The 12687-nt window shown below is 37.9% G+C and carries 11 protein-coding genes and 1 riboswitch; of the genes, 4 read left to right on the forward strand and 7 right to left on the reverse strand.

The features are described from left to right. The first annotated feature begins 37 nt into the window (after positions 1-37). From C4F49_RS09285 to C4F49_RS09295, 3 genes are all read left to right on the forward strand, one after another. Entirely contained in the window at positions 38-316 is a 279-nt protein-coding gene (locus C4F49_RS09285) for a hypothetical protein (RefSeq protein WP_196935584.1), read from the forward strand. Between the two features lie 91 nt (positions 317-407). Then, entirely contained in the window at positions 408-1949 is a 1542-nt protein-coding gene (locus tag C4F49_RS09290) for a SulP family inorganic anion transporter (protein WP_196935585.1), read from the forward strand. 45 nt (positions 1950-1994) lie between these two features. Beyond that, on the forward strand, positions 1995-2642 hold the full coding sequence (locus tag C4F49_RS09295) for a carbonic anhydrase (protein ID WP_196935586.1): 648 nt from the start codon (positions 1995-1997) through the stop codon (positions 2640-2642). A gap of 73 nt (positions 2643-2715) precedes the next feature. Here C4F49_RS09295 and C4F49_RS09300 read toward each other — a convergent pair whose 3' ends face one another. Then, the gene (locus C4F49_RS09300) at positions 2716-3996 is read right to left on the reverse strand and encodes a hypothetical protein (RefSeq protein WP_196935587.1); all 1281 of its coding nucleotides are present in this window, start codon (positions 3994-3996) and stop codon (positions 2716-2718) included. Between the two features lie 103 nt (positions 3997-4099). Here C4F49_RS09300 and C4F49_RS09305 point away from each other — a divergent pair, with 103 nt between their 5' ends. Then, positions 4100-5767, forward strand: coding sequence for a glutamine--tRNA ligase/YqeY domain fusion protein (locus C4F49_RS09305; protein ID WP_196935588.1), 1668 nt, complete (start codon positions 4100-4102; stop codon positions 5765-5767). A 70-nt stretch (positions 5768-5837) separates the two neighbouring features. On the opposite strand, the gene C4F49_RS09310 is transcribed toward C4F49_RS09305, so the two are convergent. From C4F49_RS09310 to C4F49_RS09335, 6 genes are all read right to left on the reverse strand, one after another. Then, positions 5838-8849: a protein O-mannosyl-transferase family gene (locus C4F49_RS09310; RefSeq protein ID WP_196935589.1), complete on the reverse strand. Its 3012-nt coding sequence runs from the start codon at positions 8847-8849 to the stop codon at positions 5838-5840. Positions 8850-8932: 83 nt separating this feature from the next. Next, a complete protein-coding gene (metF, locus tag C4F49_RS09315; RefSeq protein ID WP_196935590.1) occupies positions 8933-9889 on the reverse strand; it encodes a methylenetetrahydrofolate reductase [NAD(P)H] in 957 nt (318 codons plus the stop codon). Positions 9890-9936: 47 nt separating this feature from the next. Then, a riboswitch (SAM riboswitch) is annotated at positions 9937-10040 on the reverse strand. A gap of 214 nt (positions 10041-10254) precedes the next feature. After that, on the reverse strand, positions 10255-10779 hold the full coding sequence (rimM, locus tag C4F49_RS09320; protein WP_196935591.1) for a ribosome maturation factor RimM: 525 nt from the start codon (positions 10777-10779) through the stop codon (positions 10255-10257). A gap of 92 nt (positions 10780-10871) precedes the next feature. Then, positions 10872-11420, reverse strand: coding sequence for a 30S ribosomal protein S16 (locus tag C4F49_RS09325; RefSeq protein ID WP_196935592.1), 549 nt, complete (start codon positions 11418-11420; stop codon positions 10872-10874). Between the two features lie 136 nt (positions 11421-11556). Continuing rightward, positions 11557-11706, reverse strand: coding sequence for a HigA family addiction module antitoxin (locus C4F49_RS09330; protein WP_196935593.1), 150 nt, complete (start codon positions 11704-11706; stop codon positions 11557-11559). Positions 11707-11800: 94 nt separating this feature from the next. Continuing rightward, positions 11801-12628 carry a KilA-N domain-containing protein gene (locus tag C4F49_RS09335; RefSeq protein ID WP_196935594.1) on the reverse strand — a complete coding sequence of 276 codons (828 nt, stop codon included), beginning with the start codon at positions 12626-12628 and terminating at the stop codon, positions 11801-11803. Between the last annotated feature and the right edge of the window lie 59 nt (positions 12629-12687).

A 12687-nucleotide genomic window follows, 5' to 3' on the forward strand; every position in this document is an offset into this window, starting at 1 on the left:
GTCAGCGAAAATTTGTTTTTTCATTTTCTGTACGAAAATGTTAATCTCAGCTACGCCTATTTTTTCAAGCATGATTGACAAAGGAACCATTCTTCAAGTTGTAATGCAACTTGAGATTGAGACCACCAGCAAAAGTAATACACAGAACGAAGACTTACACGATTCAGGCACAAAGTTCTTTAACGCAACGACATCAGAATATCCCTCGTATTCGAAAGGTGTAGAGAACAATAGCAAGCAAAAGCATTATTTAAAGAATGAAATAAGCATTTGTGCGTATCACCCCACGGTGCCGACCCCCCCTCCTAACTGTTAATTTATTCATTTAGTGGACTGCTTTAATATGCATTAAAGTATGTGAATTATTGTAATAAAATTAATAAACAAAATATAGAATTAAAGTTTTTATGAATGGAACTCGTGTGTCTGCTTTTCTAAAATTATCGAAAAGAGACTTAAAATATGACCTACCTGCCAGTATAGTAGTTTTTTTAGTTGCTTTACCGTTGTGCTTAGGGATAGCATTGGCTTCAGGAGCACCTTTGTTCGCAGGTCTATTGACTGGTGTAATCGGAGGTATTGTTGTTGCGTCAATTAGTAAATCACCTCTTAGTGTAAGTGGTCCTGCGGCCGGTTTAACTGTTATCGTGTTGGGCGCTATACAACAATTGGGTGCTTACGAAACATTTTTGTTAGCCGTCGTAATTGCTGGTGTAGTACAATTAATTTTAGGTATTCTGAAAGCAGGATTGATTGGAAATTATTTTCCATCTGCCGTAATTTTAGGAATGCTTACAGCGATTGGTATTACCATCATCATAAAACAAATTCCATTGGCGTTTGGTTTAACGGAACCACATGCATTTGAAATGGATAACGGCGGAGGATTAAATGCATTTACAGATACGATTATTTCGTCCATCAACGTGGGCGCGACAATCATCTGTTTTCTTTCCTTAGCGGTATTGATTTACTGGCCAAGACTTAAAGGACTAAGCAAAATTCCTGCACCATTAGTGGTTGTGTTAATTGGAATTGGACTTACGTTCGCTTTCCAAAGCACTCCATGGGCGTTGAACCCTGACCATTTGGTATCAATTCCAATTGTTAGCTCGTTCAGCGAATTTACAGGCTTATTCATTTTCCCTGATTTTACGCAGATTTTGAATAAAGAAGTATGGATTGTCGGTGTCACGATTGCAATTGTTGCCAGTTTGGAAACCTTATTGAGTATCGAAGCGGTTGATAAAATTGACCCTTTCAAACGCAATACGCCAACAAACAGAGAATTAGTTGCTCAAGGTATCGGTAACATGTCCAGTGGATTTTTAGGCGGATTGCCAATGACATCGGTAATCGTACGTTCTTCGGCGAACGTAAATGCTGGAGGTAGAACAAGACAATCGGCAATTTTACATGGTATCTGGTTATTGGTTGCTTTGCTTGCAATCCCTACTGCAATCAATTTAATCCCATTATCGTGTTTAGCGGCTATTCTTTTGCACACAGGATATAAATTGGCGAAGCCAGCAATCTTTAAAAGCATGTATGTAAAAGGACTTGACCAATTTATTCCATTTACTGTAACTGTTTTGGCTGTTGTCGTGACAGATTTATTGACAGGTGTTGGTATAGGTATTGTGGTATCTATGTTCTACATTTTACGTGCAAATATGAAAAATGCATTTAAATTTGATGTATCAAAAGATAGCGACGACAAAAACAGAGCTACTTTGACTTTAGCTGAAGAAGTTTCCTTCTTGAATAAAGTGCCGATTCAGCAAAAGTTGTACAACTTACCTAAAAGCATCGATTCGATTCTAATCGACGGTCAATTCAGTAAGTTTATTGATAAGGATGTCATTGAAGTGATTAAAGATTTTGAGAAGAATGCGTTGAGCAAAGGCCTTGAAATCGAGCTTAATGACGTTTCTTATAAGAAAGGATAACAAAATAAATTATAAACAATTAAGATATAAAAAACAAAACAAACTATGAGTAAGTCAGATTTAGAAATTAGTTTTCAGAAAGTCTTAGATGGTAATAAGGATTGGGTAGATTTTGTTGCTCACGACACGACAGGCAGGTTTCAACAACTAGCAAAAGGACAAAGCCCAGAAATTCTTTGGATTGGATGTGCGGATAGCCGTGTTCCTGCCAATGAAATTACAGGGATGAAGCCAGGAGAAGTTTTTGTTCACAGAAACATTGCTAACATGTGTGTGCATTCCGACATGAGCATGTTAAGTGTACTGGATTACGCAGTAAACGTCCTTAAAATCAAACACATTGTTGTAGCGGGTCATTACGGTTGTGGTGGTGTTGCTGCGTCTTTGTCAAGAAATCAATATGGAATTATCGATAACTGGTTGTGCCATATCAAAGACGTGTACAGATTGCATGCTTCAGAAATTGACGCTATCGAAGATGAAACTGAAAAAGTAAATCGACTAATTGAATTAAACGTTGTGGAACAAGTTTTTAACTTAAGCACAACATCGATTGTTCAAAACGCATGGAAAGACAATCGCGATTTATCTATCCACGGCATGGTAATCAATATCGGCACAGGACAGCTTATCGATTTAGACACTACTTTTACAAATAACGAAGCTTTAGGTAAGGTTTTTGCTTATAAATAGTAAGTTTGATTTAATTTTTAAGAATGTTCCGGTAGCGTAAGTAATTATTCTGCCGGAATTTTTTTGCCTTCTTTTATCGAAGAATAATTCCCGATTGAGAAATTTTGACATCAAACAGTTTGCAGAATGTCTCTATCGCGGTAGCAAAAAGGTATCGGCTGACTTTCGGCGAAGCCGAATGATTGACGTGTCGTTCAAAAAAACTTTCAAATTCTCTATCGCGAATGGCACCCGCAGATGCATCCCTGAAGGAGATGATTTTCAAGAAATCCTGAAACTCGGAAAGCTCAAAAAAATCGGCGTCCTGATTTTTAAACCAAAGTTGGCTTCTCGAAGAAAATCTCAAAATCGGTGCTTTTACTTCCGCTATTTTTACGGAATCTAAGCAATCCAGTACATAGCGATTCCCCAATTGCTTACCCATTAGAATTCCTGACAATCCAAATCGCTGAATCTTCTGAAAATTCGAATCCTGAATTTCGATGTCTTGGTACGGAACTATTCGGGCATTGAACTTAAGCAATTCGCTTTGCAGTTTTCTGACATCGATTTTATCCGTTGTGGTTTTGAAAAAAGCTGTGTAAGCCATTGTTGCACCAATCGCTTGTCCAATATTTGCATGAAATGGCATTTCATTCGTGGAATTGCCTAATCCTTGAATTTTAGTCAATGCGTAGAACCCATCTCGTTGAATGGACAGCAATGACGGCAAATTGATGCCATAAATCTCACCCTCACTTTCTCCGCTGGCAATTAAAGTCCTTAGTTCGTTGGCTGAAAATTGTGCTATCGGTTTCATCGCTACAGCACTATCCGAATCTGCTAGTTTCAAGAAGTTTGCTAATTCCTGTTGCGGAGAACCATCGAAAACGGCAGAAACCGAAAATTTAGATTTGTCAGAAAGCGCTACGTTCCAATCTTTCTTAGAAAAAGCGATTTGCTTGACCTGTTGGTTCTTCAGCACTTTCAATTTTGGTTGCTTCGCGAGCAAGCTCTCGATGGCATTGTTGAATATTCGGGTTGTGATGTTGCGCTTGACGACTTGCGCTACGGAATCATTTGGCAAGTCATGATTTGCAACTTGCATGAGCAAATCCATAAATATTCCGCCGTCTAAATTTTCTGCATTCGCAATCGAAAAAGAGTCCTTGTTTAATTCTGAAACAAATTCATTTCCATCGAAAGCCCAAACCACAGCCACATCCGACTGCGCGCATTGCATTGCGACAGCAAAACTGGCTATGCTTGAACCATACACAAAAACCTGAGGCTTAGCCTCCTTCTGTGCAAAGGCATTCAACGAATAGACAAATAAAATGCTTAGAGCAAGGATTTTCGGAAAACTATAATTCATTCTTTCATACGAGTTTGAATCTCCGAAAATACAAAATTTCGAATGGATTCATTTTTTTAAAACAGAGAACTTACATCCTATATTATTTGATTAATTTTGTACTATGACAAATGAAGAGAAACCATTAAATTTTATTGAAGAGATTATTGAAAAAGACCTCGAAAGTGGTAAACACAATGGCCGTGTTTTAACACGTTTTCCGCCAGAACCCAATGGTTATTTGCACATTGGACACGCGAAATCGATTTGCTTGAATTTTGGTTTAGGTCAGAAATACAACGGAAAAACAAATTTAAGATTTGATGATACAAACCCTGTAACAGAAGACACAGAATATGTAGACAGCATCAAATACGATATAAATTGGCTTGGCTTCGAATGGGCCGAAGAATTATATACATCAGATTATTTCGGTCAGTTATACGATTTTGCGGTCAAGTTGATTGAAAATGATTTGGCTTATGTCGATGACAGCAGTTCGGAAGAAATTGCCTCGGCAAAAGGAACGCCAACAGAACCGGGAACACCAACGCCGTATAGAAGCCGTTCGATTGAAGAAAACTTGAAATTATTTCAAGAAATGAAAGATGGCAAATATGCAGATGGTGAAAAAGTGTTGCGCGCGAAAATTGATTTAGCAAATCCAAATATGCATTTGCGCGACCCTTTGCTGTACCGCATCAAACATGCGCATCATCACCGCACGGGAAACACTTGGTGTATTTACCCGATGTATGATTTTGCACATGGTCAATCTGATTCTATCGAAGAGATTACACATTCAATCTGTACATTGGAATTTATTCCACACAGAAATTTATACGATTGGTTAATCGAAAAATTAGACATTTTCCCGTCCAAACAATATGAGTTTGCGCGCTTGAACATGACTTACACGGTCATGAGCAAACGCCGTTTGTTGCAATTGGTCAATGATAAATTAGTTGACGGTTGGGATGACCCGCGCATGCCAACGATTTCAGCTTTTAGAAGAAGAGGTTATACGCCAGCAAGTATTCGTAATTTCTGTGACCGCATTGGCGTTCAAAAGAGAGAGAATATGATTGACATCAGTTTGCTTGAATTCTGCATCCGTGAAGAATTAAATAAAACTGCTTGGCGCAGAATGGCTGTTTTGGACCCGATTAAATTGGTCATCACGAATTATCCGGAAGGGCAAGTTGATGAATTAATCGGCGAAAACAATCCAGAAGTCGAAGGTGGCGAAGGTTCACGTGTTATTCCTTTTAGCAACGAATTGTGGATTGAGCGCGATGATTTTATGGAAGATGCTCCGAAGAAATTTTTCCGTTTAGGCCCTGGTTTATCTGTTCGTTTGAAACATGCTTATATCGTGACCTGTACTGACTTTAAGAAAGATGAACAAGGAAACATTACCGAAGTTCATTGTGAATACATCCCGAACTCTAAATCAGGTGAAGATACGTCAGGTTTAAAAGTAAAAGGGACTATTCATTGGGTTTCAGTTGCACATGCGAAAGAAGCTGAGGTTCGCTTATACGACCGTTTATTCAACAAAGAAAATCCAGTCGCTGAAGAAAACTTCAAGGACTCAATCAATCCAGATAGTTTGAAGGTTATTGAGAAAGCATTCATCGAACCTGATTTGGCTAAGGCGACTCCGGGCAAAGGCTATCAATTTATCCGTTTAGGGTATTTCACATTGGATACTAAATCCACAACTGACAAATTGGTCTTCAACCGCACGGTGACTTTAAAAGATTCTTGGGCGAAAGAAGTTAAAAAATAATAGCGTGCTATTTCATAAAGAAGCCGTTCGGAATTTGATTCTGAACGGCTTTTTTTGTTTTTACAGCTATTTAATTTTCAAAATAGCGATTCTTATACGTATCGGAAAGCGCGCTGACCTTATTCAAAAGCGCGACTTCATTATTTTCGGATAAAACTTGCTTATACCGTTCCAAACTTGCAAACGTAAACTCAATCGTCTCCATATCCAGCAAAGTATGAATATCCATGCTGACGGCTTCCACATAGTCCATTCGGTCTTTCAAATATTGAACATTTCGCTCCACCAAATTCGTCGCCAATTGATTCTCTTTCGTTTTATACAACGTGTCGACAATGTCCATGGTATTATAGATTTCTCGAGGGCTTTCTATTCGCTTCGGAAGATTATCGTAGGCAATCAAGGCTATTTCTTTTGCTTTTTGCAATTCATTTTTAGCCAGAAGCGAGCGCATCGATTGTCCAAAAATGCGATTCATCACGAAATTGCTCATCAAAAACCGCGAGTCCACGTCCACGTGATTTAGTTTGCCGTAATTGCCCCAAACGTAGTTTTCTTTGATGTTTTTGTAAAGGGTGTCGGTATTGACTAAATGTTGATTTGCATTCGCTGATTCACTTTGCACAGGCATTAATTTCATCGCAAAACCTTCAGCGACTAAATACTTATCCAAGCCCATAAAACATTCCGAAGGCAAGCTAAACCCAAAATAAATCGGACGTTTCCAATCGTTATTGATTAAAATCGAAAGCATGCTCAACTCCGCACGCGTCACATATTCTTTGTTGTATTCCCAGTTCATCGATTCCACAATCGCATCTTCCCAATCCTCAGGAACGACTTTATTCCGAATCACTGAATCTTTGTTCACTTTTAGTTTCATTTTCTTGGTCGGCAAGAAATTGACAAAAGAACCATCGCGCATCTGAACCTGATTTTCTCGCTTGTCCGATAGCATAATGTCAAGAAGCATTTCGATATCCACATATTCGGCAATCTGCAAATCATTCAAGAACAAACCATCGCGAACGCCCTTTTTGACCTTTTCATCATCAATCGCGATAGGCAATGCATCCGCATCATTCGTTTTCAGCTTCATCTGCTTCATGTACCACGCGGATTGCAGGTAACTAAGATTCACGACCTTTACGTCAGGTCGCAATCCTTCAACCTCCTGTAAATACCACAGCGGAAATGTATCGTTGTCGCCGTAGGTAAACAGAATGGCATTTGGGTCGCAAGAGTTTAAATAGTTGGATGCAAAATCTTTGGTCATCATTCGGCCAGAGCGGTCATGGTCTTCCCAATTCTCTTTCAGCAACAGCGTCGGAACTGCAACAAAGCAGACAACAGCTGAAACATAAGTCGCCATGCGAAGATTCGCTCTCCGCTTCAATACATCTGTAATGGCAATCACGCCAATTCCAATCCAGATTGCAAAGGTGTAGAACGAGCCGACATAAGCATAATCACGCTCGCGAGGCTGAAAAGGACTTTGATTTAAATAAAGAACAATCGCAATTCCCGTAAAAAAGAATAGCAACGAAACGATAATCGCATCCTTTTTGTTCTTTTTGAAATGCCAAATCAAGCCGATAATTCCAATAAGCAAAGGCAAGAAATAATAGGTATTTCGTGAAGGAGAGGTTTTCATTTCGTCAGAAAGGTTATACTGACCTCCTACAAACTGATTGTCAATGGATTTAATTCCTGATAACCAATTCCCATCGTATGCATTTCCATGTCCATGGATATCATTTTGCCTTCCGGCAAAATTCCACATAAAATATCGGCCGTACATGAAACCAAGCTGGTATTTGAAAAAGAAACTTAAGTTATTAGCAAAAGTCGGATTCTCTCCTTCTTGCAAGCCCAAATAGTCTTGATAAAATCCGCGATGTTTAGCACTGTACATCCTCGGAAACAAAGTTTCGTTGCTGTACGTATATTCGCTATTCCCTTCGATTTTCGTGTATTTATCGTTGTCCTTTCGATAACTGTAGGTCTTCTCCACACCAGTAACTTCCGCATTGTAATTCGGGCCTTTAAATAAGGGTTCCGACACATATTGTTCACGGCTTAAATATCCCAAAAACGAAAACACATCGTTCGGATGGTTATTGTTTAATGTAGGATTTGCATTTGCACGAATGACAATCATCGCGAACGAACTATAGCCAAAAAGAACAAAACATGTGGCTACCAATGCAAAATTTAGAACAGGTTTTGATTTGCGGATGCTGTAGACAATGCCATAAACTAATAAACCGATTACAAGCAATGCAAAAAATAAAACGCCTGTACCGAATCCCAAACCCAATGTGTTGACAAAGAATAACTCAAATTTGGATGCGAAAAGCAATGTATATTGAATAATTCCCCATAGAATAAACGCCAGCACAAGAATTCCGATTCCAGCATATTTGGCGATACCTTTCCACGTTATTTTCTCCGCTTTACGGAAATAAATAAACAAAGCCAAAGCAGGAATAGTAAGCAGGTTTAATAAATGGACGCCAATCGATAAGCCCATGACAAATGCAATGACCAATAACCATCGGTTCGCATCGGATTCATCGGCACGCCTTTCCCATTTTAGGATTAACCAAAAGACGACCGCTGTACACAAGGACGACATCGCATAGACTTCCGATTCAACAGCCGAATACCAGAAAGAATCGGTGAAAGCAAAAGCTAAAGCGCCTACAAACCCTGCTGAGAAAATCTGTACGGACTGATTCGAGTTAGCGGTTTCTCCTTTCGGAACAAGAATTTTGCTGGCCAATGCCGTGATTGTCCAGAACAAGAATAAAATCGTCAATCCACTGCATACCGCCGAGCCAATATTCATCCATAAAGCAATGTTGCTCACATTACCCATCGCGAAATTTGAGAAGAGATTTTGAATCATCAGAAATAACGGCGCACCGGGTTGGTGCACAATTTCCAATTTGTATGCTGAGGCAATGAATTCTCCCGTATCCCACCAACTGGTTGTGCGGTCTGCGGTCAAGATATACGTTAGGGTTGCAATCAAGGCAACGAGCCAACCAAGAAGATTATTGATTTTTTGATACTGCATATTTAGGAGATTTGATTAATTTCTCCTAAATATAAATGATGATTTTTATAGAATGGTCAGATTAACAAAGTTTAACAGATTTATTACACCAATTTAGAAACAATATTCTTTGTTGGGCCTGGATTGCTCATGGTATAAAAATGCAAAACCGGAGCCCCAAAATCGATTAACTCTTTACATTGCTGAACCAGCCATTCTTCTCCGACTTGGCGTACTTCGGCATTGTTTTTACAATCCGAAACCGCATCCGAAAGTTCTTCAGGAATATCCAAGTGAAATATTTTCGGAAGAGCAATCAGTTGTTTTTTTGTTGTCAAAGGTTTCAGACCGGGAATAATCGGAACATGAATATCATTTTCACGGCATTTGGTCACGAACTCTTTGTATTTCTCCACATTGAAAAACATCTGAGTAACAATAAATTCAGCGCCCATTTCGACTTTTCTTCTTAAATATTTAAAATCTGTATTGAAATTCGGCGATTCAAAATGCTTTTCGGGATAACCTGCTACGCCTATACAAAAATCTGTCTTCCAGGAGCTTTCAATATCTTCGTGCAAATATTGCCCTTTGTTCATGTTGGTTACCTGCTCCAATAAATCGGTCGCGTACTCATGTCCGCCAGGAGTTGGAATAAAATCGGCATCGCCTTTTCGAGCGTCGCCACGAAGCACCAACACATTGTCGATTCCTAAAAAGTTTAAATCGATTAAGGCATTTTCAGTTTCTTCTTTCGTAAAACCACCACAGATTAAATGCGGAACTGCGTCCACTTTGTATTTATTCATGATGGCCGCACAGATTGCCACAGTTCCTGGGCGCTTGCGATACGATACGCGCTCCAGTAAGCCAGAAGAATGCTGTTTGTATAAATAATCTTCACGATGGTAAGTCACATCGATAAAAGGCGGATTGAATTCCATTAATTCATCCATAGTTTTAAAAATACTTTGGATTCCTTGCCCTTTCGCAGGTGGTAACAGTTCAAAAGAAAACAACGTTTTTCCTTTTGCATTTTTTATATGGTCAACAATCTTCATGTTCGAATTTTTGAGGCTTACAAAGAAAGCGCAGGATTGCGTTCTTTAACTTATGTTTCTCCATTAATTGGAGTAGAATGTAGCACCTTGACCAAGTGTCAGGTTGCTAAGGCTTCAACGGGTCTATTCCCTCTACCTTTCTCTATAAGCGATGCTAAATTAGTGTTTTCAAATTAAAAATTAAAAATTAAAAATTAAAAAACCCAGATGATGCATATATAGTTAGGCGAACTGAATTATCGAAATTTGATTTCCGACCATTATTAATCGTCGAAATGATAAAATAACAAAAATTAAATTATCCATTTGCTCGGCTATGTATTGCGCAAGAAAGTATTTTTTACTTTTACCTTTTTAATTTTGAATTACTCCAAGTACAAATCAACTAATCCTTCTGGCAAGTCGACTTCAATAATTTTTTCTTTGGCGTCGATGCCCAGAATTAAATCTTCATTCAATGGAAACATCAGCTCTTTTCCATCAAAATCGACAGTAGCCATGGTCTGTTGAGGCAATTCTTGCACATTGGTAATATCACCCAGCTCGCCGTGTTCTTCATCGATAACAAGAAATCCAACCAAATCCGTCCAGCGAAAATCATCCGGATGACGTTCTGGCATTTTATCTAAGGACAAATAAACTTTCTTGCGAAGCAATGGTTGCGCTTTGTCGATGTGGTCTACATCTTCCAGATTTAGATAGGCGGTGCTATTTTGCTGTACTTTGATGCTGTCTACAAAAAACGGAACCAACTTTTTATTGATTTCTAAAAATAAGATATCAAATTCAAGGTCCAAATAATCTTCAAATTCAAAAAACAATTGAAGCTCCCCTTTGAGGCCTCTAGTTTTTGTGATGTATCCGATATAAAAAGTTTGTTCTAGTGTCATTTTTCAAAGTAAAAATTAAAAATCAAAAAACTGCTAAAGTAAAAAAAGCCGATTCTACGTAGAATCGGCTTTTATGAATACTTTATGAAAGATTAACCTTCAGTTTCTTCAGTGTTTTCAGTAGTTTCTGCTACTTCAGGAGCTTCAACAGCTTCTTCTTCAGCAACAACTTCTTCTGCTACAGGAGCGTTTTTAGCAGCAATCGCTGCAGCTCTGTCTTCTTTTTTCTTAGCTTCAGCTGCTAAAGCTGTTTTACGAGCTTCTTCTTTTGCTGTGCTTAAGTTGCCTTTTTTACCATCGATTCTAGCTTCGTTAGCCGAAGTCCAGTCAGCGAATAATTCTTCAGCTTTCGCTTCATCAAAAGCACCTTTTTTCACACCGCCTTGCAAGTGTTTTTTGTATAAAACACCTTTGTAAGAAAGGATAGCGCGAGCTGTGTCAGTAGGTTGAGCACCTTTGTTAACCCAATCCAAAGCTTTTTCGAAATCTAAAACGATAGTCGCTGGATTTGTATTTGGGTTGTAAGACCCAATACGGTCAATAAATTTACCATCACGTGGAGCACGTGCGTCTGCTACGACTACATGATAGAAAGGTTTTCCTTTTTTACCATGTCTTTGCAATCTGATTTTAGTTGCCATGTTTTTTTATTTTGTTATGTATTCAACATATCCCCCGAACTTCGTGTAAGAGGGGACGCAAAGATAAGAAATAAAAATTCAAAATTAAAAAGTAAAAAACATGGAAGTCGCACCATTTCAGATTTTTGGAGAAATGTTAGGTCGATAACTCCAGCTGTCTTGCATTTTGCAAATCCCAAGAAAGCTGAAGGTTCAGCCAATATTCCGCATCAATCCCTAAAACCCTCTCTAACCGTACTGCTAATTTTGGAGAAATGTTTCGCTTTCCTTTTAATATTTCGCTCAAATTAGTTGGTAAAATTTAAACTGCATTAATTCAACCCACAAAAAATTGCACTTCACTTCTTCTTTTTATTTTCAATGTATATATCAGGTGACATCTATTTCATTGATTTAATGAAATCTATATTATCTAATGTCCTTCTTTGTTCTTGAACAGTTTCTAATAGAATTTTGAATCTATTTTTTTTATCGACATTATTTTTTATTAATGTAGAATTTAAGCTTTCAATATTTGACAATATTGTTAACTCATTTATGCTTGCTATATCTCTAATATTTTCTCCATTAAGACTCCTCTCAGGGTTAGCATCTCTCCACTGTTTCGCAGTACATCCAAATAATACAATATTCAACAAATCTGCTTCGTCTGCATATATCCATTCCTTTTTTTGGGAATAATTTAAAGTCGGAATTATATAATTATTAATCGCATCAGTTTGAATGTGATAATTAGCTTTACTTAGAATTCTCTTTACGTTCCATTCCAAACCATATTGATTATTTTCAATCTCCTTTAAACGTTGGAATTCCTTAATCAGCAAAAGATTAAAGAGAGGGCTTATATAAAGTCCAAAATTAAATGCAATATCTTTGTGCGCATAAGTACCACCGTATTTTCCTGTCCTCGCAGTTATGCCCATAGCTTTCGTTCTCTCAACCCACTGTTTAACAGATAAATAAAACCTATTCGTACCTGCCTCAGACATAATTCCCCCGAATTCGTGGGAATTAAAATTTGGATTATTTAACTGCTCCCAAACACCTAAAAATTCAATTGTATTCTTATTCGTTAACCATTTCTCAATAATTTTGCTTCCCTCTTGTTGATTTTTAGTCATATGTGTTAAACAAAAATAGTCGTCCTCATTTATGTCTAAAATTGATATTGGAAGATTATTTACATTAATTTGTTTTGCCTTGACCATTTCAAAATGTCTTTATGTAAAATAATTTTTTGTTTTTCAAATTTAATTTAACCAAAAAC

Source organism: Sphingobacterium hungaricum (genome assembly GCF_015210005.1).
Classification (GTDB): Bacteria; Bacteroidota; Bacteroidia; order Sphingobacteriales; family Sphingobacteriaceae; genus Sphingobacterium; species Sphingobacterium hungaricum.

Excerpts from the sequence above, each read along its gene's own strand:
- C4F49_RS09285 (WP_196935584.1), top strand. The coding sequence starts at position 38 with ATGTTAATCTCAGCTACGCCTATTTTTTCAAGCATGATTGACAAAGGA.
- C4F49_RS09290 (WP_196935585.1), top strand. The coding sequence starts at position 408 with ATGAATGGAACTCGTGTGTCTGCTTTTCTAAAATTATCGAAAAGAGAC.
- C4F49_RS09295 (WP_196935586.1), top strand. The coding sequence starts at position 1,995 with ATGAGTAAGTCAGATTTAGAAATTAGTTTTCAGAAAGTCTTAGATGGT.
- C4F49_RS09300 (WP_196935587.1), bottom strand. The coding sequence starts at position 3,996 with ATGAATTATAGTTTTCCGAAAATCCTTGCTCTAAGCATTTTATTTGTC.
- C4F49_RS09305 (WP_196935588.1), top strand. The coding sequence starts at position 4,100 with ATGACAAATGAAGAGAAACCATTAAATTTTATTGAAGAGATTATTGAA.
- C4F49_RS09310 (WP_196935589.1), bottom strand. The coding sequence starts at position 8,849 with ATGCAGTATCAAAAAATCAATAATCTTCTTGGTTGGCTCGTTGCCTTG.
- metF (WP_196935590.1), bottom strand. The coding sequence starts at position 9,889 with ATGAAGATTGTTGACCATATAAAAAATGCAAAAGGAAAAACGTTGTTT.
- rimM (WP_196935591.1), bottom strand. The coding sequence starts at position 10,779 with ATGACACTAGAACAAACTTTTTATATCGGATACATCACAAAAACTAGA.
- C4F49_RS09325 (WP_196935592.1), bottom strand. The coding sequence starts at position 11,420 with ATGGCAACTAAAATCAGATTGCAAAGACATGGTAAAAAAGGAAAACCT.
- C4F49_RS09335 (WP_196935594.1), bottom strand. The coding sequence starts at position 12,628 with ATGGTCAAGGCAAAACAAATTAATGTAAATAATCTTCCAATATCAATT.